The 19,554-nt window shown below is 59.3% G+C and carries 19 protein-coding genes, 1 tRNA gene and 1 pseudogene; 11 read left to right on the top strand and 10 right to left on the bottom strand.

From position 1 onward, the window contains the following. Window position 1: 1 nt before the first annotated feature. The 6 genes from NBG89_RS06335 (at window position 2) to NBG89_RS06360 (ending at window position 3,935) form a co-directional block, all read left to right on the top strand. Window positions 2–388, top strand: coding sequence for an Mth938-like domain-containing protein (locus tag NBG89_RS06335; protein WP_088694847.1), 387 nt, complete (start codon window positions 2–4; stop codon window positions 386–388). Between the two features lie 2 nt (window positions 389–390). Then, window positions 391–1,242, top strand: coding sequence for a phytoene/squalene synthase family protein (locus NBG89_RS06340; RefSeq protein WP_431322125.1), 852 nt, complete (start codon window positions 391–393; stop codon window positions 1,240–1,242). Window positions 1,243–1,310: 68 nt separating this feature from the next. Next, the gene (locus NBG89_RS06345; protein ID WP_431322126.1) at window positions 1,311–1,778 is read left to right on the top strand and encodes a hypothetical protein; all 468 of its coding nucleotides are present in this window, start codon (window positions 1,311–1,313) and stop codon (window positions 1,776–1,778) included. A gap of 177 nt (window positions 1,779–1,955) precedes the next feature. Then, the gene (locus NBG89_RS06350) at window positions 1,956–2,615 is read left to right on the top strand and encodes a peroxiredoxin (RefSeq protein ID WP_088694850.1); all 660 of its coding nucleotides are present in this window, start codon (window positions 1,956–1,958) and stop codon (window positions 2,613–2,615) included. A 36-nt stretch (window positions 2,616–2,651) separates the two neighbouring features. Next, window positions 2,652–3,689: an MBL fold metallo-hydrolase gene (locus NBG89_RS06355; RefSeq protein WP_431322127.1), complete on the top strand. Its 1,038-nt coding sequence runs from the start codon at window positions 2,652–2,654 to the stop codon at window positions 3,687–3,689. A gap of 27 nt (window positions 3,690–3,716) precedes the next feature. Further along, complete coding sequence (locus tag NBG89_RS06360; protein ID WP_431322128.1) at window positions 3,717–3,935, top strand: GDCCVxC domain-containing (seleno)protein; 219 nt, start codon at window positions 3,717–3,719, stop codon at window positions 3,933–3,935. Here the strand turns inward: NBG89_RS06360 and NBG89_RS06365 are convergent. The 4 genes from NBG89_RS06365 to NBG89_RS06380 form a co-directional block, all read right to left on the bottom strand. Beyond that, window positions 3,923–4,489: a class I SAM-dependent methyltransferase gene (locus tag NBG89_RS06365; RefSeq protein WP_431322129.1), complete on the bottom strand. Its 567-nt coding sequence runs from the start codon at window positions 4,487–4,489 to the stop codon at window positions 3,923–3,925. The genes NBG89_RS06360 and NBG89_RS06365 overlap by 13 nt on opposite strands. Before the next feature lie 118 nt (window positions 4,490–4,607). Next, window positions 4,608–6,041, bottom strand: a complete 1,434-nt coding sequence (trmFO, locus tag NBG89_RS06370) for a methylenetetrahydrofolate--tRNA-(uracil(54)-C(5))-methyltransferase (FADH(2)-oxidizing) TrmFO (protein WP_431322130.1) — start codon at window positions 6,039–6,041, stop codon at window positions 4,608–4,610. Window positions 6,042–6,159: 118 nt separating this feature from the next. After that, window positions 6,160–7,170 (bottom strand): pyridoxamine 5'-phosphate oxidase family protein, encoded by a 1,011-nt coding sequence (locus tag NBG89_RS06375; protein WP_431322131.1) that lies wholly within the window; start codon window positions 7,168–7,170, stop codon window positions 6,160–6,162. Between the two features lie 49 nt (window positions 7,171–7,219). Then, the gene (locus NBG89_RS06380) at window positions 7,220–7,837 is read right to left on the bottom strand and encodes a glutathione S-transferase family protein (protein WP_431322132.1); all 618 of its coding nucleotides are present in this window, start codon (window positions 7,835–7,837) and stop codon (window positions 7,220–7,222) included. A 101-nt stretch (window positions 7,838–7,938) separates the two neighbouring features. Between NBG89_RS06380 and NBG89_RS06385 the strand changes: the two genes are divergently transcribed. After that, the gene (locus NBG89_RS06385; RefSeq protein ID WP_431322133.1) at window positions 7,939–8,826 is read left to right on the top strand and encodes a LysR family transcriptional regulator; all 888 of its coding nucleotides are present in this window, start codon (window positions 7,939–7,941) and stop codon (window positions 8,824–8,826) included. A gap of 77 nt (window positions 8,827–8,903) precedes the next feature. Here the strand turns inward: NBG89_RS06385 and NBG89_RS06390 are convergent, their stop codons facing one another. The 3 genes from NBG89_RS06390 to NBG89_RS06400 form a co-directional block, all read right to left on the bottom strand. Further along, window positions 8,904–9,107, bottom strand: a complete 204-nt coding sequence (locus NBG89_RS06390; protein WP_088694857.1) for a hypothetical protein — start codon at window positions 9,105–9,107, stop codon at window positions 8,904–8,906. Between the two features lie 263 nt (window positions 9,108–9,370). Further along, entirely contained in the window at window positions 9,371–9,514 is a 144-nt protein-coding gene (locus tag NBG89_RS06395; RefSeq protein WP_016553778.1) for a DUF1127 domain-containing protein, read from the bottom strand. Between the two features lie 296 nt (window positions 9,515–9,810). After that, the gene (locus NBG89_RS06400; protein ID WP_088694858.1) at window positions 9,811–9,957 is read right to left on the bottom strand and encodes a DUF1127 domain-containing protein; all 147 of its coding nucleotides are present in this window, start codon (window positions 9,955–9,957) and stop codon (window positions 9,811–9,813) included. A gap of 844 nt (window positions 9,958–10,801) precedes the next feature. Between NBG89_RS06400 and NBG89_RS06405 the strand changes: the two genes are divergently transcribed. From NBG89_RS06405 to tig, 4 genes are all read left to right on the top strand, one after another. Further along, the gene (locus NBG89_RS06405) at window positions 10,802–11,905 is read left to right on the top strand and encodes a DUF2157 domain-containing protein (RefSeq protein WP_431322134.1); all 1,104 of its coding nucleotides are present in this window, start codon (window positions 10,802–10,804) and stop codon (window positions 11,903–11,905) included. After that, the gene (locus NBG89_RS06410) at window positions 11,902–12,489 is read left to right on the top strand and encodes a GDYXXLXY domain-containing protein (RefSeq protein ID WP_431322135.1); all 588 of its coding nucleotides are present in this window, start codon (window positions 11,902–11,904) and stop codon (window positions 12,487–12,489) included. Before NBG89_RS06405 ends, NBG89_RS06410 begins: the two co-directional genes overlap by 4 nt. A 155-nt stretch (window positions 12,490–12,644) precedes the next feature. Beyond that, window positions 12,645–12,729: transfer RNA gene (locus tag NBG89_RS06415), tRNA-Leu, on the top strand. A gap of 187 nt (window positions 12,730–12,916) precedes the next feature. After that, window positions 12,917–14,398 (top strand): trigger factor, encoded by a 1,482-nt coding sequence (gene tig, locus NBG89_RS06420; RefSeq protein WP_431322136.1) that lies wholly within the window; start codon window positions 12,917–12,919, stop codon window positions 14,396–14,398. Window positions 14,399–14,862: 464 nt separating this feature from the next. On the opposite strand, the pseudogene NBG89_RS06425 reads toward tig, so the two are convergent. From NBG89_RS06425 to sthA, 3 genes and pseudogenes are all read right to left on the bottom strand, one after another. Beyond that, a pseudogene (locus NBG89_RS06425) lies at window positions 14,863–15,927 on the bottom strand (IS110 family transposase); the annotation flags it as partial. A gap of 164 nt (window positions 15,928–16,091) precedes the next feature. Beyond that, window positions 16,092–17,888 (bottom strand): B12-binding domain-containing radical SAM protein, encoded by a 1,797-nt coding sequence (locus NBG89_RS06430; RefSeq protein ID WP_431322137.1) that lies wholly within the window; start codon window positions 17,886–17,888, stop codon window positions 16,092–16,094. 174 nt (window positions 17,889–18,062) lie between these two features. Next, window positions 18,063–19,469: a Si-specific NAD(P)(+) transhydrogenase gene (sthA, locus tag NBG89_RS06435; protein ID WP_431322138.1), complete on the bottom strand. Its 1,407-nt coding sequence runs from the start codon at window positions 19,467–19,469 to the stop codon at window positions 18,063–18,065. Between the last annotated feature and the right edge of the window lie 85 nt (window positions 19,470–19,554).

The raw sequence follows: 19,554 nt of genomic DNA on the forward strand, positions 1-19,554 counted from the left end.
TATGGCAAGAGGCATAGAAATCCGCGAGGCGCATTTTCCCGGACGCGCGCCCATCGATACCTACGGCAATGGCGGTTTCCGTTTCGCCGACATGTCCCATCGCGGGTCGATCCTTTGCCTGCCGTCCGGCATCTATGGCTGGGACATGGATATGTCGAAGCCGCTATCGATCGAGAACTTTCAGAAGGTGCTCGATGAGGCGGCCGAGATCGAGGTCCTGCTGATCGGCACCGGAAACGACATGCGTCCGATCCCGGCGGATTTGAAGTCCGCGCTGAAGGCAGCGGGTATTTCCTCGGACCCCATGAATACCGGCGCGGCGGTCCGCACCTTCAATATCATGCTCATGGAATCCCGCGCTGTTGCCGCGGCATTGATAGCGGTCTGACAATGGCCGATCAGTCTTTGACGAACCAGGATATTTGCCTGGCGACGCTGCGCGACAACGACCGCGATCGCTATCTGGCCTGCCTGCTGTCCCCGGAAAGCAGAAGGAACGCATTGGCGGCCCTCTACGCCTTCAACGCCGAGCTTGCGCGCATTCGCGATCTGGTGCACGAGCCCCTTCCAGGCGAGGTTCGTATGCAATACTGGCGTGACCTATTACAGGGGAGCGCGCATGGATCCACCCAGGCAAATCCAATTGCCGCGGCCTTGCTATCGACAATCGAAGCGCACCGCCTGCCACCGCAGACCCTCGTAGACATGATCGATGCTCGCATCTTCGATCTCTACGACGATGCGATGGAGACGCGCGTCTCGCTCGAGGGATATGCCGGCGAGACGGCATCTGCCCTCATTCAGCTGGCCAGCCTGGTGCTTGCACCGGAGGACGCCGCCGGAACGGCCGACGCTGCTGGGCACGCTGGTGTCGCGCAGGCCATCGCCGGACTCTTGCTTCTGATGCCGTTGCACCGCCACCGCGGGCAGCTCTACATCCCGGTTGAAATCCTGGCCGCTACCGGGCTCGATCGTGATACGTTTCTCGCCGGCGAGGACAAACCGCGTATCTCCGCCGCGATCGAAGCCTTTGCGGGGCTAGGCCGTGATCATCTTGTCAAGGCGAGAAAGATCGCGATCCCGCAAGCTGTGTTCCCCGCCTTTCTGCCTGTCGCTTTGGCGGAACCGGTTCTTGTCAGCGCCCAGCGTGTAGGCGCGGGCCTGTTCGAGCATCAATTACAGCGGTCGCAGTTGCGGCGCCAGGTGGGTATGTTGCTCGCGTTGATGCGCAAGAAAATCTGACCTTGTTTAAACTCGCGCAAGGCTCGTGCTCTATAAGAGCGTCGTTGCAGCTTTGATCGGAGAGCGATGTGAGCATTATCGTTTGGTGCGTTATATTCGCGATCGTCATCTTCATCGCCTTCATTTCGACGCGCATGGCGGCGCAGAACAAGGAAGATGGCCTTCACGACACCGGCCTCGCGATCATCGAGTTCAATCGGGCTTTCCCCACTGAAGCGATCCGTCAGTTGCAGGCAACCGCCAACGGCCAGGCTGTGTTCGTGCGCCTGCATGACAATAAGGCGGGCTTCATGCGCAACTTGCAGAGACACTATTCATGCCACATCATCGAGCCGGGCAGGGTACGTGTCCTGAGCTCTGAAACGGGCAGCGGCCTCAGCATCGAGTTCCTCGACGCCCCGCATCAGAACGGTACGTTCGAATTCGCATCCGCCAGGGAGGCATCGGAGGTCTCCCTCTGGCTGCTCGGCAACTATGTGGCCGATCCCGACAAGGCTTTGCCCTCCCATGGCTCCACGGCTACCAACGGCCAGTAGGGCGAACCGCGTCTTATCCTCACGTTACGGCAGTCACCTTCATTCCGATCGGTGGCACCTCCGGTGATGCCGGACGCGGCCGTTTTGCCGTTGCCTACCGTCTGAAATAGGCGCAAGATTTATGCTCATCCGGTAAAAGATTGAGTTTGTATTCACAAACGCTACGGGAGGTGCGTGATGCTTGCAATCAATGATACCGCTCCGGATTTCGAAGCCCAGACAACCGAAGGCAAGATCAGCTTTCACGAGTGGATCGGCAATTCCTGGGCGGTGCTGTTTTCGCACCCCAAGGATTTTACGCCCGTCTGCACAACCGAACTCGGTTACATGGCGCGGATCAAACCTGAATTCGACAAGCGCGGTGTGAAGATCATCGGCCTTTCCGTCGACCCGCTTGAACGTCACACCAGCTGGATGAAGGATATCGAGGAAACGCAGGGCTATCGTCCAAATTATCCGATGATCGCGGATGTCGATTACGCCGTATCAAAGCGCTACAACATGCTGCCTGCTTTGGTGTCCGGTGATCCGACCGAGCGTACCCCCGCCGATAACCAGACGGTCCGCAACGTTTTCGTGATAGGGCCTGACAAAAAGATCAAGCTGGTCATGGTCTATCCAATGACCACTGGTCGCAACTTCGATGAAGTGCTGCGGGTCATCGATTCCCTTCAGCTTACCGCTAAGCATAAGGTCGCTACGCCGGTGAACTGGAAGAACGGGGAGGATGTGATCATCGCCGGTTCAGTCTCCGACGACGACGCAAAGAAGCAATATCCGCAAGGTTGGCGTGCGCCGAAGCCTTACATCAGGATTGTGCCGCAGCCGCACGGATAGTTTATCGCAAGCCAAGCCGCCATGAAGGAGGTGGGGATGATCTTCCGGCAGCTGTTCGATCCGGTGTCGAGTACCTATTCATATTTGCTCGCAAGCCGGACGGGCGGTGAAGCGCTGATCATCGATCCAGTGCTGGAAAGGGTTGATCGTTATCTCCAGCTCATCCACGAGCTTGATCTGAAGCTGGTGAAGGCCGTGGATACGCATCTCCACGCCGACCACATCACGGGTCTTGGCGCTCTGCGCGACAAGACCCACTGCATTACCGTGATGGGAGAACAGACGAAGGCCGACGTCGTTTCGATGCGTCTGTCGGACAATGACAAGCTGACCATTGAAGGGCTTGCCCTGGATGTGATTTATACGCCGGGCCACACGGACGATTCCTACAGTTTCGTCTTGCCCGACCGCGTCTTCACCGGCGACACGCTGCTCATTCGCGGCACTGGCCGGACCGATTTCCAAAATGGCGATCCCAAGGCGCAATACGAGTCGATCTTCGGGCGCCTGCTGAAGCTCCCGGAATCGACCTTGGTTTTTCCGGCACACGACTATAAGGGCGATACCGTCTCAACCATTGGTGAAGAAAAGGCTTTCAATCCGCGCCTGCAGGTAAGGTCCGCCGATGAATATGCCGATCTGATGAACAATCTGAAGCTGGCCAACCCGAAGATGATGGATGTCGCCGTTCCGGCCAACATGAAGGTCGGCATGAATCAGGACAACGTGATGCGCCATGGCTGGGCACTGACGGCGCAGCAAGCGCTGAGCGTTGTTGGCCTCGGCGACGTCGCCCTCATCGATCTACGTGAGAATGCCGAGCGACAGCGAAACGGCACAATCCCGGGCTCTCTGCACGTACCCTATCCGTCGCTGGAGGAAAGCATCGGCGCCGGTGGGATGCTGCATGAGCTGGCAAGCTCGACCCGCAAGAGGCTGCTTTTCTACTGCGCGTTTGGTGAACGATCGGCAATGGCCGTGCAGGCGGCGCACGATGCCGGCCTTCCCCTGGCCTTTCATATTCAAGGAGGCATCGATGCCTGGAAGAAAGCCGACGGACCGATCGCGCATTAGGGGTAGTTTCCCGTGTGAGGCGATACGATGGAAGAGCAGCGATCAATTCTGACCTGTCCCCTCTGCGGCCACCGGTCGGTGGAGACGATGCCGGTTGACGCCTGCGTTTGGGTTCACGAATGCCGAGGCTGTGGCGCAACGCTCAAGCCAAAGCAGGGTGATTGCTGCGTCTTTTGCTCATACGGATCAGTGCCGTGCCCACCGGTTCAGGCCCGCATGGCGCCGATGTGCTGTCAGGCTACCTGAAATATGGCCGCGTAGTGGTAAGGCGGGAGGTCGACGATCCGCTGCATGGCAAAGCCAGCGGTTTCGACGACCGTACGGACGGCCTCGGGTGACATGCGCATTTCAGTCCGCGGTCCGCGCGGCTTGCCCAACACTACCGTTTCCTCTCGAGGCACTGGATGCCAGTTGATGATGCAGAACAACCCGTTTGGCTGAAGAACTGCCCTTACGGAATGTGCAAGACCAATCTGATCAGGAACGCCGTGGAAGGTATTGGCGATCAAGACAAAGTTGACCGGCTGGTCAAGGCGTTCGCCTAGCGAGGTGGCGTCCGCGCAAATCCACTGACGAACGGACGCGCCTCTTCGTTCAACTTCTGCCTTCGCCAGCTCGATCATAGCGGGATCGAGATCAAGGGCCGCCACATTTCCATCGACCAGTGCTGCGAGCGGGCCGGTGAAGTAGCCGTCACCGCAGCAAAGGTCGAGAACGCTCATGCCCTGCCGGATGCCAATCTGTTGAAGCAGCCCTTTGGGATCAGGCCACAGCGCAGACCACCAATCTCTGTCTGGCATGGACGTGCCTTGAAACAATGCTGCCATAAACGTCACGCCCTTCGCGGAAGGTCTCACCATGCAGAAATACGATTCTCGGCAAGACGCTTGTGGCTAGATCGATAGTTTCGCGGCTCGATCACGCACTTTCAGCGAGCTCAACGTCTTGCCCGAGCCAGTCGGCACAATCGGCAAGCGCCCGCTTGGCGATCAGCTGCCGCTTCATGATCGTCTTGTCCTTGCCGCGGAAACGCTTCACGCCTTCGGGTTTGACGATTGAACCGGGCTCGAGCTCGGGGAACAAGCCGAAATTGATGTTCATCGGCTGAAACGACCGCTTGCCAGGTTCCTCGTCGTTGACGATGTGACCGCCCGTGATGTGGCCGAGCAGCGAGCCGAGCGCCGTTGTTGCAGGCGGCAGCGATACAGTCTCTTCCTTGCGCTCTGCTGCGGCGAACCTGCCCGCCATCAGCCCGACGCTCGCGCTTTCGACATAGCCTTCACAGCCGGTGATCTGCCCGGCGAAACGCAGGCCCGGGCGCGACTTGAGCGCGAGCGAGGGGTCAAGCAGCGTCGGCGAATTGATGTAGGTATTGCGGTGAAGGCCGCCGAGGCGGGCAAATTCGGCGTTCTGGAGCCCCGGGATCATGCGGAAGATCTCTGCCTGGGCGCCATACTTCAGCTTCGTCTGGAAGCCGACCATGTTGTAGAGCGTACCGAGTGCATTGTCCTGCCGCAACTGAACGACGGCGTATGCCTTGACTGTCGGGTTGTGTGCATTGGTCAGGCCCATCGGCTTCATGGGGCCGTGACGCAGCGTCTCGCGGCCGCGCTCCGCCATCACCTCGATTGGAAGACAGCCGTCGAAGTAGGGTGTTCCTTCCCATTCCTTGAACCCGACCGTATCGCCGGCGATCAGTGCGTCCACGAAAGCATTGTACTGCTCTTCGGTCATCGGGCAGTTTATGTAATCCTTGCCGGTACCGCCGGGACCAACCTTGTCGTAGCGCGACTGGTACCAGCAGATATCCATGTCGATGCTTTCGCGATGAACGATCGGCGCGATCGCATCGAAGAAGGCAAGCGCGTCCGCACCCGTCTCGGCCTGGATAGCGCCTGCAAGCGAAGGCGCGGTCAACGGGCCGGTAGCAACGATGGCGAGATCCCATTCCTTCGGCGGCAGACCGGTTACTTCTTCACGAACGACTGTAATCAACGGATGCTCGTGGATAGCCTTGGTGACGGCGTCGGAAAATCCGTCGCGGTCGACGGCCAGTGCGCCACCGGCGGGGACCTGGTGCTTGTCGGCGCACGCCATGATCAGCGATCCCGCCATGCGCATCTCGGCATGGATGACGCCGACCGCATTGCTGGTCGCGTCGTCGGAGCGGAAGGAGTTGGAGCACACCAGTTCGGCCAGGCCGTCAGTCTTGTGGGCGTCGGTGCCGCGCACGCCGCGCATCTCGTGCAGGATGACAGGTACGCCGGCATTTGCGATCTGCCAGGCTGCCTCGGAGCCGGCGAGCCCGCCGCCGACCACATGGATGGGAGAATGGGAAGAGGTCTTGTTCATGCGCGGCTGATTACCACGCCGGGCCGGCGCAGGAAACCGAAGAATTGGCGACTATTCGATGCCGGCGCCGATGTCTTCAGATATCCAGCTCCAACCGAGCGCCTGTCTCGCTCCGAGCTCAGCTCCTCGCGAGGGCTTTCGCGCGAAGCCGCGCGGCGGCCTCGTCCCAGCTACCGGTCATCAAGGAGTTGGGAGAGCGACCATCCGCGCGCGACCGCCAACGAAGCGGCAACGCTTCCTGCCTGTAGACGATCTGTGTCGGGCGAAAGCGCCATAGCCGCTCCGCACCCTGGAACGCCGCTATCTCAGGCGATTCCAGAACGACCGCGGCGTCGCCAGATAATTGCAGCAAATCGCCGCTCTCAAAATCCACGAAGACCAACCCCGCCTTCGGGTTGGCGAGGATGTTGCCGAGCGTGTTGAAGAAGAGGTTGCCGGCAAAGTCCGGAATCGTCAGAACGCCGTCCTCGCCAATCCGGACAAAGCCGGGCCTGCCGCCACGATGCGAAACGTCGATTTGGCGCCCTTCATTGTCGCGGTCGACATACGAGGCAACGAAGAGCGTGTCCGCCTTGGCGATCATTTCGGCGGGCCGACCGTCCAGATTGCCAAAGCTGACCGGGTCGTACCCCGAAGGCTGTATCGGATCGCGTGCAAATTCGAAATCGCGCAGCTGGATATATTGCGGACAGTTGCCATAGGACTGCCCCACGCGCACATCGAAGCCGTTCTGCCCGGTTCTATGGATGGTGCCGTTCAGCCGGTTGCGGCGGCGCGTGTGAAGTTCGATGCCCAGCATGGCGACGGCCTTGCCGTCGTCCATTCCCACGTCGGCCGGGTCGAGCTGCTCACGCGGGAGGCGGACGCTCAGCGTGCGGGCGTCCGGGCTCTCAAGAAAACCCGGACGATTGGCACGGACTGTCGCCCACGCGTTGCCGCCCGCGTCCACCGTTCCCAGGACGATGAAGGGCAGCTGCGGGTAGAACTGGCGGTGCTGCTCGATCAGGTGATCTCGCAGCACGCGGCGGCCTACTTCGTCCATTCGCTTCGCGACCCCGACCTTTTCCTGCAGTGCTATCTCTCCGGCATGCCAGGGAGAGGATGTGGTGTTCTGTGCCTCGGTAGGCATAACGGCTCTCCTTGACGGCTTTGGGTTGGACGCGGCGCGATGAAATACGTCAAGCCGCCTCGACAATGCCGACGGGTGATTTCTGGAAGGGTTGAAAGCCGGGAAGCGCTTCTATCCGTTCGAGCCAGGCCGTTACGCTACGGTAGGCAGATCGGTCAACGTTTCCCTCAGGGGCGCGGGCGATGTAGCTGTAAAGGGCGACGTCGGCGATCGTCGGTCTCGTCGTGGCGAGCCATTCGCGACCGGCCAGATGCGTATCGATGAGGCCAAGAATGCGATGAGCTCTCGCGATCACTTCTTCGGTGTCGAATTTCGCTCCGAATAAGGTCACAAGACGTGCCGCGCATGGACCATAGGCGATTTCGCCCGCCGCGACCGACAGCCATCGTTGAACCGCCGCCGCAGCTGCCGGCTCCTCCGGGAGCCATCCCTCTGGCGCATACTTCTTGGCAAGATAGACGAGGATGGCGTTGGAATCGCTGACGACGAGGTCGCCGTCCTGAAGGACCGGCAGTTGTCCGAATGGGTTGAGCGCCAGGAAACCTGGGCTCTTGTGTTCACGCGCCGCTAGGTCGACGTCCACGACATCGGCCTTGGCGCCGATAAGAGAGAGAAAGAGACGGGCGCGATGGGCGTGGCCCGAGAGAGGATGCGAATAGAGTTTCATCAGGCTGATCTCCGTCTTGGTGATCAGACGATAATTGTTTCAGATGACGCGATGAATGATGATAATAAGAAATATACTATTTCAGAACGCGGAATAAAACGATGGATCGGCTTCAATGTATGAGGGTTTTGGTCAAGGTCGCCGAGACGGCGAGCTTTGCACAGGCGGCGCGCCAACTTCACATAAGCCCTCCGGCTGTCACGCGCGCGGTTGCCTTTCTGGAAGAGGCTACAGGGGCGAGGCTGTTCGTGCGCTCAACGCGCTCGGTGAAGCTGACGCCGTCGGGAAGTCGATATGCCGATGACTGCAGACGGATCCTCAGCGATATCGACGAGGCTGAAGCCTCGGCCGGTGGATCTCATTCAACGGCATCGGGAGTCTTGACCATCACGGCGCCAGTTTTGTTCGGCCAGATTCATATCGTCCCGATCGTGACCGAGTTCTTAACGATGCACTCGGCCGTCACCGGGCGCGTCCTCTTCTTCGATCGGATGGTCAACCTGGTAGAGGAGGGCATCGATGTCGCCATCCGTATTGGCCATCTTCAGGATTCGGACCAGCAGGCGATAAAGGTTGGTAGCGTGCGCCGCGTCGTATGCGGGGCGCCAGCTTACTTCGAGCGCCATGGCGAACCGGCAACCCCGGCCGACCTCGCCCGGCACGTAACCATCGTGAATACAGGGTCATCGGCGCCGTTAGACTGGCACTTTGCGCCGAACCATATGCCCGTCAAGCTGCACCCGCGGATGTATTGCAATACTGTCGATGCATCCATCTCCGCAGTCGTGGCCGGCTGGGGCCTGACGCGGACATTGTCCTACCAGGTGGCGGAACATATTGCTGCCGGCCGGCTGAAAACAGTCCTTGATGAGTATGAAGAGGAGCCCTTGCCGATCCACGTCGTTCACGTCGAGGGCAGGCACGTCTCGGCCAAGACGCGTGCGTTCGTGGATTTCGCCGTTCAGAAGATAAAGCCCCTCGGCCTCTAGCGGCCGAGTTGTCTCGATGCCGAGGCGGTTTCAGCCTCGAAGCCGCTCGGGCGGTGCTGCGGCGGCCGCATCCGTCCTCAGGCCATTGTCCTGGCCGAGGCTTCGTAGCGTTTTGACAGGAAGCTTATTCGATCGAGGTTGTTCAGGATGTCGACCATGTCGCATGCTTCGCGCCACGTCATTCGAGCCATCCGAACGCCGTTCAATTCAGCCGGGTTCTGTGTCGTTGCATCGACAACCGTCCACAAACCATCTTCCATGCGAAGATTATATCGGCACATCGCGTATCTCTCCTTAGGCAGCGGCCGGATAGTTTCACAATGTTTAATATTAGTCCACCCTAAAGAATGGAGGCAACCCCGGTATCAACAGGGCAGCCCAGAGTGGACCTCGCCATGTCGCGTGTTCGCGCTGCTGCCGCTATTCGGTTCTCGGGGATTTGGTTCGCGATCGTATCGCTTTGACGGCGCCTGTTCGCGGCGAAAGGCCTGGAATCAAAAACGGCGCCAAAGGCGCCGTCTTGGAAGCTTCACGCTCGCCGCTATTAACGGAACGAGCGGGACGCGATGGTGCGAATGTCGTAACGGCTAACGCCAATGTCGGCGAGCGTCTGGTTGGAAAGGCTGCCAAGTTCACTGAGCGTGCGGCGGTAGCTAATCCAGCTCTTTGCAATGCGGATCGGGTTCATGTTCGTCTTCCTCAGAATGATCGTCGAGAGCAGCGCCATCGCCGTCTCATCGTTGACACTCATATAGGCGTTCCCTGTCACATTGTGCAGTGCAAAGAAAAGGCATCTGCTATGCAATTGTGCATGCGATGCTCATTCCCGATGCAGTGATTACTTTCTGAGCGCTACCAAAAGGGAGCGGATGCGATCGCAACTATTGCGGAAGCTGGTAGCCAGACAAAAGAAAACGCCCGTTGCCAGGGGCAGCGGGCGTTTTAGCAAGGCGATCTGCTTGGGAGGATAGCGGATCGCTTGGATTAGCGGGCGGAAGCCTCGCGAGCAACGCGATGGATGTCAGAGCGGTCGATACCGAGGTCGTGCAATTCACGGTTGGTCATGCGGCCGAGTTCGGTAACGGTTTGACGGTACTTGCGCCAGTTGTTGAAAGAGCGTGTGAGGTTCATTTTAATCCCCTTTCCTAGGGCTTGCGATCTGCCTGCTGCCGCCAATCGGCGCCGACCTCTATTTGATGACCCAAATATATGTTGCACTGCGAAGTCGTAACAGAGACAAGATTTCAGAGCACCTATGCGCCGAATGCAAGTCTGTCGTCGTCGATTGCACGATTTGGCCAGCATATGATCAATCATTAGGCAGAATGGCGTCGAGGCGAGCCCGATTGATGGTTGCTTCCTGCAGTCAGTTCGACCAGTTACACCGCGGCGTCGGCATGAAGAAGGCTGACTGCTGTCGAGGTCGTCGACCGGCGTCTATCACGGAAAGACTGGTGCCGGACTCTCATGCGCGCGTTTCTGCGCGAGCTAGTTGCGGTCGATTGCCTGATTGCATTGAAGAAACAGGTTTGTAGTTCCGCAGGTCCCGAAAACCAAACGCCCACCGGGGGAGGATCCGGTGGGCGCATTAAGGCGACTGACAACTGGGAGGAGGAGTGTTGTCAGTCCATCGGAGGGCGCTGGGAGGAGGAGTGCGCTGCTCCGAATTTCGTTACGAAGATCATCTTCGAAGGCTTCCGGAAGACCGGGGCAGGGACGCCATTCCCTGCTCTCTAAAAAGTAATATAAATCGCTCCGCGTGGATTTTGCAGTGCAATATATACATGGTGACTATGCGCTGGATGCATGGCTTTCGGTGAGTGCCCTTATATTAGAGATTTGATGTTATTGATCGGTTAATGTGAGCCCGGACTTCGTCTAGTGAGGAATTTGTATGGGAATATTTCCCTGATGCTCGACTAGCAGCTATAAGGCGGGGAGAAGCGCATCATCGCGCGTTTGCACGGAGTAGGGCATGTACCGCGGTCGATTGGAGCGAGACCTTTCGGTTTGGGTCGAGAAGGGGCTTTTGCCGGAAGCAACCGCTGGAGCGCTGCTGAGTGAATATGATGCCCGCCCGGCAAGCTTCAGCCTCGGCAAGGTGCTGATGATCCTTGCGGCAATCCTGCTTGGGGCGGCTATCCTGCTGGTTATCGCTTCGAACTGGGAGGCCATCCCGCGCCTTGTGCGCCTCGCCGTCATTCTTGCGGTTATCTGGACCGTGCATCTCGGTGCAGCGGCCATGCTGAGGCGCGGCGCGATCGCTGCCGCGAGCGGACTGCTCGTTACAGGCACCTTGTCCTTCGGCGGGGCCATTTCGCTGGTCGGGCAGATGTACCAGTTGTCGGGCGACGAATTGACAGTGATGTATCTCTGGTTTGCCATCGCGGCGGTGTCGGCGGTTCTGTTCCGGTCCGGTGCCGTTGCCGCGGTGGCGGGCTTTCTGTCCTGGGGTAGCTTCGCCACCTATCTCAACACCTATGACACGCGATGGGTCGGGCTCGAGCCTTGGATTGTACCGCTCATGGCAGCGGTGGTCATTGGTCTCGTGCGCTTCACCGGAGCAGACCGCGTGCGTCACCTTGCGTATCTGCTGTTGGTCGGTTGGCTTGCGTGGCTCTATGCCGTGAACGAGAATTTCTGGCTCGCGCTCGCCTATGCAGTCGGTGGCATGCTTGCGTTCGTGCTTGTTAGTTTGCCGCTGTCACAACGTTCGACGCTCATCAGAACCGCCGGCTCCGCTCCTGCCTTCTACACTTTCCTCGTCGCCATGATTGGTCTGTTTCTCCTGCATGTTGAACTGGAGCATGGCTGGCAGTTCATAACGTTGGCGCTCGCGACGCTGGGGGCCGCGGTGCTTGCCATTGCGCTTCAGGGGCGCGACAACGGTGCGGTGCGCTATCTGGCCTACACGGCCTTTGCCGTCGAGATGCTCTACCTTGCGTCGGTGACGGTCGGATCGATTCTCGGCACCTCGAGCCTCTTCTTGTTCTCCGGGCTTTTGGTCGCTGCCGTTGCGTGGATCGTCATTCGCCTCGAGCGGCGATTTGCCATGAGAAACCCGGAGGCAACCCGATGAGCATTTTCACGAGGCAGAACTCCGGGCGTCGTTATGTTGTCGCCGCCATCATTGTGGCAGCCCTGCAGACGGCCGTTCTTGGTTATGTCATTGAGAGCCGTGCGTCGATTCTGCGCAGTGGCGCCGACGCTTTGCTGAAGACTGCACCCGTAGATCCGCGCGACTTTTTACGCGGAGACTATGTTGTGCTGAACTACGACATTTCCTCGGTCCCGGTCGCGTCGATTGTCGGCGGTGTGCCACAGGATCAGGGCAAGAAGAGCCTCTGGGTGCGGCTGAAGCCCGGCGAGGGCGGCTTTTCCGGCATTGTCGAATCATCTTTCGAACGCCTGCCGGAGCAGCCGGGTACTGTGGTTCTGCACAGTAGACCCTTCTATAGTTACGGCCCCAATTCCGCCGACCATATCCGCGTCGAGTACGGCATCGAGCGTTACTATGTTCCCGAAGGGCAAGGGACGGCCCTGGAGAAGGCTCGGCAGGGCGGTGACGTCTCCATTGCTATTCGCGTCGGTTCGGATGGGACGGCGCAGATAAGGAGCCTGCTCGTCGATGGTAAGCCCGCTTACGACGAGCCTCTTTATTAAATTGACACCGAATGGGTGTGGAGGCCTACGAGTGCGGGCGAAAACACTGTCATTTGCCCTTCATTTTTCCTTTGCCTCTACCAAATCGGGTGATATAGAGACGCCGCGCTCCGGAAGGCCTCATGTGCAGGCATATGCATGCGGTTTTTGAGAACGCGGGTATGGTGAAATTGGTAGACACGCCAGATTTAGGTTCTGGTGCCGCAAGGCGTGGGAGTTCAAGTCTCTCTACCCGCACCAAAAGCTGGCTTGCAGGCGGGGGGATCGGAACCGTTGTCCCTCGATTACCCGGCAGCAAAGCGCCGTTCCGCCAAGGGTGGAATGAAGAAGAATTGAGAACAAGCCACGCCCGGCAATTTTCCGGCGTCGTGCTCATCGAAACGAACGGCGTCTGGGCACGGCCGCCACGAAATGAAGGTAGGAAGACATGCAGGTTATCGAAACGCTCGCTGAAGGGCTGAAGCGCGAAATCAAGGTCGTAGTCCCGGCCAAGGACATGGAAGTCAAGTTGAACGAGCGTCTTGCCGACGTGAAGGACAAGGTTCGCATCAATGGCTTCCGTCCGGGCAAGGTTCCGGCCGCTCACCTCAAGAAGGTTTACGGCAAGTCCATCATGGCCGATCTCGTCAACGAGATCGTTCGCGAGCAGCCGACCGCAATTCTCGCCGAGCGCGGCGAAAAGTCCGCGACGCAGCCGGAAATCGCGATGACGGAAGACAAGGACGAGGCAGAACAGATCCTCGCCGCTCAGAAGGACTTCGAGTTCACGCTCTCCTACGAAGTTCTGCCGCCGATCGAACTGAAGTCCAACAAGGGCATCAAGATCACGCGCGAAGTCGTCGACATCTCCGACGAAGAAGTCAACGAACAGGTGCTGAAGGTCGCTGAAAGCGCACGTTCGTACGAAACCAAGAAGGGCAAGGCTGCCAACGGCGACCGCATCACGATGGACTACGTCGGCAAGGTCGACGGCGTAGCATTCGACGGCGGCACCGACCAGGGCGCCGAACTCGTTCTGGGCTCTGGCCGTTTCATCCCGGGCTTCGAAGACCAGCTGGTTGGCACCAAGGCTGGTGACGAGAAGACCATCACCGTTACGTTCCCGGCTGACTACCCGGCCAAGAACCTGGCCGGCCAGGAAGCCACTTTCGACGTGTCGGTCAAGGACGTTGCTGCTCCGGCCGACGTTGAGATCAACGACGAACTGGCAAAGAAGCTCGGCCTTGAATCGGCTGACCGCCTCAAGGAAATCGTCCGCGGCCAGATTGAGTCGCAGTACGGCTCGATGACCCGCCAGAAGGTCAAGCGCCAGATCCTCGACCAGCTCGACGAACTGTACAAGTTCGAGACGCCTGCCTCGCTCGTTGAAGCCGAGTACAATGGCATCTGGAACCAGGTTGCCAACGACCTCGCTCAGTCCGGCAAGACCTTCGAAGACGAAGACACGACGGAAGAGAAGGCTCGCGAAGAGTACAAGAAGCTCGCTGAGCGTCGCGTTCGCCTCGGCCTCGTTCTCTCCGAAATCGGCGAAAAGGCCGGCGTTGAAGTGAGCGAAGACGAAATGCAGCGCGCCATCTACGAGCAGCTGCGTCAGTATCCGGGCCAGGAGAAGCAGATCCTTGACTTCTTCCGCAGCCAGCCGGGTGCCGCCGCCTCGATCCGCGCACCGATCTTCGAAGAAAAGGTCATCGACCATCTGCTGACCGAGATCGACGTAACGGACAAGAAGGTGACCAAGGAAGAACTGCTCGCCGACGAAGAAGGCGAAGCGTCCGAGAAGGAAACCAAGAAGGCCGCCCCGAAGAAGAAGGCTGCTGCCAAGGCTGAGGTTGCTGAAGGCGAAGAAGCCGCTGCTCCGAAGAAGAAGGCCGCTCCGAAGAAGAAGGCTTCGGAGGAAGGCGCCGAATAATCTTCGGCCAATCGAATTTACGAAAGCCCCGCCTCGTGCGGGGCTTTTTTTGTTGTGCGCCCAGCATGGGCGCATTCTTGTGGGTGGAAGTCTGACCGTAAGCTGGTCACAGCAAGCGAAGTGAAGCGCAACTGCGAGAGGTGACCGATCGTGGGGAGGAAGCGTGGATCGAAGCTGCGGGCCGATGGACAAGAACCGGATATGAGGCGATGCCGACCAGGGCGAGCGGGCAACGAACCGCGAAGCTCTTGTGACCAAGGGGCGGTGGCGTAAATCCGGCGGTCGTGCAGTGAAGGAGTGCGCTCTTACCTCATATGATGGCTTGCCTGTCAATGAGTGATTGTTTCGGCATTTTTCAGTCTTCCTGTTGTTATCGACGGAATCCAGCTGAGGGCGTTCACGAGTACCGGCGGGGCATGCTGATCAGGCCCTTGCGGATTGGGTTGGATTGCCAAGGCTGTGGGTTATGCCTTGGTCATGATAGCTCCCTCGATCACGACGCCGCCGTTTGCATACTTCCACAGGGCGATGAGCAATTTGCGCGCCAGCGCAACAATCGCGACCTTCTTGCCACGTCCGCCGCTGCTGGTGATCCGCTCATGGAACCAGCGTGTCAGGGCCGAGTCCGGTTGATGGCGCAGCCAGAGCCACGCCAGTTGGATCATCGTTGTACGCAGCCTCGGATTGCCTGCCTTGGAGACACCCTGCTCGCGATTGATCGAGCCGCTGCGCCAGGGTGCAGGTGCGAGCCCCGCATAGGCGGCGACCTGTCGGCGGTTGTCGAACCGTCGGAACAATCCCTCGCTCGCCAGGATGTTTGCAAACTCCGGACCGATGCCCTTGAGGGGGCCGAGCATTGAGCGAGGGCAGGTCCCACTTGCGCCAGCACACAGGCGATCGCGCTCGGCCTCGACGAGCTTGATCTGCTCGGCCAGTAAATCGAGCCGGTCGAGCTCGCGACCGATCTGGGCCTTGAGATGGGCGGGTAGCAGCTGGCTGTCGCCCGTCCGCAACTCCTCCAGGCGCTCGCGCCGGTCGCGACGCGTCGGCTCATAGTCCCGGATGCCGACGCTGAAGAGCAACCCCTTGATCCGGGTGATATGCATGGTGCGCTCTGCGGTCAGGGCCTTGCGCTCCCGGCCGATCCTGCGGCTATCCTCGTCCTCAACCGTCGGCACGCGCACCATTGAGCAGACCCGTGGCTCGCCTCGCATCCACGCCATCAGCGTGCGAACCAGTGTTTCGCCATCGATCTTGTCCGTTTTTGCGCGGCGGTGCCTGCGTGGCACCGCGATCGATGCGGCGTCGACCACATGGCTGGTGATCCAGCCTTGCGCGGCGAGGGCTCGATGGATCGAGAAACCATCGAGCCCTGCTTCTTGGATGGCGATCACCCGATAGAGCTTGCCTTCACGAGCGCGTGCCTTCTCGCGCAGCGCATTCAGGCACGCCAGTAGTGCCGGCATGTCGCCGCCAGGGACCGAGTGGCGGGACATCTTCTCGCTGCCCGGCGATAGCGATGTCACCAGCCGAGACAGGGGTCATGGGCAAGATGACATTCGACAACGACGTGGTTGTTGAATGCGTGGAATTCATCGACACGCTTCAGGCCACATTACCACTGACATCGCGACGATCCCGGCGACTCAACCGCTAGTTTGCCCGTCTCCTGTAAGCCGGCGTCCTACTGCGTTCAGACCGCAGGCCGAGCCTTATGTGCGTGGGTCAGTTCCGCGACCTTGTGAATATGAGAGACGGCGGCTCGTCCGCCTGCTGTCTTGGTGAACAGTTCAAGCGTTTCATCCTCGTGGTCACCGACCGGTGTCAGCGCCTGATCCATATACGTCTTCGATTTCTTGTCGCGTGCGATGAAGAAGGCGCTCGTTGCGAGGCTGGCAATGGTGGCGCCTAGCGACAGGTGCTTGCGAACGGTTTCCCAGATGAAACGTGGCCAGAACGTCACGGCGCTTTCTCGCGGCAGGCCGGGGCGGCGTTCGGATGGATGCTTGAGACGAAGCAGTCCGCTCTGCAGCGGATGAACGTTCTCCAGCGGCACCGTCGTCGCAAACGACACGAGCATCTTGACGAGGCTGGCGAGGGGTACGCCCGTAGCAACAGCCCGGCGCAGCAGCGTCTTCATATGCTCTGGCGAGTAGTAGAGCGACCAGGCCTCCTGATAAATGTCTTCCCATTCCTGCTTGCTCATCTTCGGATGCGCAGTGCAGACGTGCTCGACGTCGTAAATGTTGAGATCGGCGTCCATCTCGACGCCTTTCTTCCACAGGGTCTGATGATCCTCCGAGCCCGGCAGCGGAGTCAGCACGAAGAACTCGATGACATCAAGGGGCAATTCGTGCTGGATGATCGCGATGTCGCGCCGGATCGACTCCGGCGTGTCCGCAGGGAAGCCGAGAATGTAGCCGGCGAGCGTCATGATGCCCTGTGCCTTCCAGGCGAGCAGCATCTTCCGGTATTCGGTGATCTTGTTCTGGTTCTTTTTGGCCGCAGTCAGATTGTCGGGGTTTACGTTCTCAAGCCCGATGAATACGCGGGTGACGCCGGCGCGTTTGGATTTTTCGATGAAGTTCGGGATCTTGTGGCAGAGCGTGTCGACCTGGATCATCAATCCAAGTGGGATGCCGCCCTTCTCTCGGAGCTCGATCAAGCGGTCGAAGATTGCTTCCCAATCCCTGTTACGCGCGAAGTTGTCGTCGGTGATGAAGAACTTGTAGATGCCTTGCGCCCAGTTCATCCGCACCAGTTTTTCGACATCATCGGCCGATCGGAAGCGCGATTTACGCCCCTGCACATTGATGATGGTGCAAAACGAGCATTGATACGGACAACCGCGGCCGGCGTCGAAACTCGTGCTGAGGCCAAGCGTCTGCGCCACATTGGCTTTCGGCAGGAACGGGACGGCCGCACCTTCGATGCTCGGCAAGTCGTTCATGAAATTGTAGAGCGGCTCAAGCTGAGCGCCGGCGGCATCCTGCAGAACGCGCTCCAGGCGGCCTTCGGCCTCGCCGGCGAACATCGAGATACCCATCTCGCGACACGCATCCAGGCCGACCGCCTTGCCGTCGAGCATGGCCAAGCACCCCGACACGTGAAAGCCGCCCATCGAAACTGGAATGCCGGCGGCGCGGAAGGGGCGCGCGATATCCAGTGCCCGTGGATACTGATTCGACTGAACGCCGACCAAGGCGACCATCCCGAAATTGTCGTGTTGCGCAAGTTGTTTGAGCAGAGCCGGGATGTTGACCCGCGTGTTGGTCTCGTCGATGACCGTAATGTCGATTTCGACATTGGGGCCGAGGACCTTGCGCTCAGCGCAATCGGACGCGATTCCATAGATTGCAGCCAAGGAGTTTGAGGGGATCATTGCCCGCCACCACCGGATCACATAGCCATCATCGTCATAATGCGACGGCTTGATCAGGATGAGCTGGAAACTCCGTTTGGCGGTCTTGGACAGATCTTGCACGGTCACTCGCTGGTAAGAGGAATCCCCGAAAATGGACGCTACCAGACGCGGCGGATTATACAAGCGAAGGTTTTACCGGCGCTATTCGACACAAATAAGTCAGGTCGAACGTATTTTGGCCGGATCTTAGATTTTTGTTTTCGTTTACTAAATTGTCAAAGCCTGCAGCCTGGTAGGGGATCACAGCTCCGATTTGATGTCGCCCATACGGTTCCACGCATCAAGACCGGCGATCTTGTAGGCCTCGGCGAGCGTCGGATAGTTGAACGTGTTTTCGACGAAGTATCCCACCGTTCCCTTGAGGTTCAGCACGGCCTGGCCGATGTGAACCAGCTCGGTTGCCCCTTCACCGACTATGTGCACGCCAAGCAGTCGGCGCGTCTTCAACGAGAAAATGAGCTTCAGAAGCCCGGTATCGAGACCCATGATATGTCCGCGCGAGGTCTCGCGGAAACGCGCGATGCCGCATTCATAGGGAATACCGCGCTCCTTCATCTCTTCCTCCGTCAAGCCGCAGGTAGAGATCTCGGGAACGGCGTAGATGCCGTAAGGGAAGTATTTCGGCGGCTCCTTCGCGACCGCACCGATGGCAACGCGGGCGGCGATGCGGCCCTGTTCCATGGAGGTGGATGCGAGGCTCGGAAAGCCGACAACGTCGCCCGCGGCGTAGATGTTCGGAACAGCGGTCTGGAAGGTCTCCGGATTGACCTTGAGGCGGCCACGGCTATCGGCTTCGAGTCCCGCCGCTTCCAGGTTCAGCGTATCGGTCGCGCCCATACGGCCGGCGGCGAAGAGAACCATGTCGGTCACCAGATGGCGACCATTGTCGAGTTTCAGTTCGACCTTGCCGTTGTCCAGGCGCGTCACCTTGTCGGCCTTGGTGCCAAGCAGGATCTTCATGTTGCGATCGCGCAGCTGGTAGGTGAAGTCCTCGACGATTTCCCGGTCGATGAAATCGAGCATCGTCGGCTTAGGATCGACCACGGTCACCGCGGTATCGAGTGCGCTGAAGATCGTCGCATACTCGATGCCAATGACACCTGCGCCGATCACGGCCATCGAGCGCGGCAGCTCATCGATGTCGAGCAGCTCATCGCTGTCGAGCACCGTCTTGTTGTCGAATGGGATGTCATCGGGGCGGAACGGCTTCGTGCCGACCGCAAGAAGGATGCTGGCGCCTGTGACCCTGAGGATTTCGCCGTCGTCCTTGACGACTTCGAGCGTCGACGGGTCGACAAAGCTTGCCTTGCCTCTGATATGCTGCACGCGGTTTCGGGCGAACTGGTGCTCCAGCACCTCGACTTCGTGATCGAGGGTGATCAGGAGGCGCCGCCGAAGGTCTTCCGCGCTGATTTCTTCCTTCACGCGATAAGACCGGCCGTAGAAGCCGCGCTCGCGCCAGCCGGAGAGATTGAGCGCCGTTTCGCGCAGCGTCTTGGAGGGGATGGTGCCGGTGTGCACCGAAACGCCGCCAACGCGTTTGCCCTGTTCGATGACCAGAACTTTCTTGCCAAGCTTAGCGGCCTGAATAGCGCCGCGGCGGCCTGCGGGACCACTACCCACAACAACAAGATCGTACTGGAACATTAAGCTGGCCCCGACTGGAAAGCTGGAATCATTTTTGCGACGCAATATCTCGCGCGTCCACCGGTAGCAGGTCAATGTTGCAGAT

Origin of the sequence: Rhizobium sp. YTU87027, assembly GCF_050644135.1 — a bacterium.
Classification (GTDB): Bacteria; Pseudomonadota; Alphaproteobacteria; order Rhizobiales; family Rhizobiaceae; genus Rhizobium.

Excerpts from the sequence above, each read along its gene's own strand:
- NBG89_RS06335 (WP_088694847.1), top strand. The coding sequence starts at position 2 with ATGGCAAGAGGCATAGAAATCCGCGAGGCGCATTTTCCCGGACGCGCG.
- NBG89_RS06340 (WP_431322125.1), top strand. The coding sequence starts at position 391 with ATGGCCGATCAGTCTTTGACGAACCAGGATATTTGCCTGGCGACGCTG.
- NBG89_RS06350 (WP_088694850.1), top strand. The coding sequence starts at position 1,956 with ATGCTTGCAATCAATGATACCGCTCCGGATTTCGAAGCCCAGACAACC.
- NBG89_RS06355 (WP_431322127.1), top strand. The coding sequence starts at position 2,652 with ATGATCTTCCGGCAGCTGTTCGATCCGGTGTCGAGTACCTATTCATAT.
- NBG89_RS06360 (WP_431322128.1), top strand. The coding sequence starts at position 3,717 with ATGGAAGAGCAGCGATCAATTCTGACCTGTCCCCTCTGCGGCCACCGG.
- NBG89_RS06365 (WP_431322129.1), bottom strand. The coding sequence starts at position 4,489 with ATGCCAGACAGAGATTGGTGGTCTGCGCTGTGGCCTGATCCCAAAGGG.
- trmFO (WP_431322130.1), bottom strand. The coding sequence starts at position 6,041 with ATGAACAAGACCTCTTCCCATTCTCCCATCCATGTGGTCGGCGGCGGG.
- NBG89_RS06375 (WP_431322131.1), bottom strand. The coding sequence starts at position 7,170 with ATGCCTACCGAGGCACAGAACACCACATCCTCTCCCTGGCATGCCGGA.
- NBG89_RS06380 (WP_431322132.1), bottom strand. The coding sequence starts at position 7,837 with ATGAAACTCTATTCGCATCCTCTCTCGGGCCACGCCCATCGCGCCCGT.
- NBG89_RS06385 (WP_431322133.1), top strand. The coding sequence starts at position 7,939 with ATGGATCGGCTTCAATGTATGAGGGTTTTGGTCAAGGTCGCCGAGACG.
- NBG89_RS06390 (WP_088694857.1), bottom strand. The coding sequence starts at position 9,107 with ATGTGCCGATATAATCTTCGCATGGAAGATGGTTTGTGGACGGTTGTC.
- NBG89_RS06395 (WP_016553778.1), bottom strand. The coding sequence starts at position 9,514 with ATGAACCCGATCCGCATTGCAAAGAGCTGGATTAGCTACCGCCGCACG.
- NBG89_RS06400 (WP_088694858.1), bottom strand. The coding sequence starts at position 9,957 with ATGAACCTCACACGCTCTTTCAACAACTGGCGCAAGTACCGTCAAACC.
- NBG89_RS06405 (WP_431322134.1), top strand. The coding sequence starts at position 10,802 with ATGTACCGCGGTCGATTGGAGCGAGACCTTTCGGTTTGGGTCGAGAAG.
- NBG89_RS06410 (WP_431322135.1), top strand. The coding sequence starts at position 11,902 with ATGAGCATTTTCACGAGGCAGAACTCCGGGCGTCGTTATGTTGTCGCC.
- tig (WP_431322136.1), top strand. The coding sequence starts at position 12,917 with ATGCAGGTTATCGAAACGCTCGCTGAAGGGCTGAAGCGCGAAATCAAG.
- sthA (WP_431322138.1), bottom strand. The coding sequence starts at position 19,469 with ATGTTCCAGTACGATCTTGTTGTTGTGGGTAGTGGTCCCGCAGGCCGC.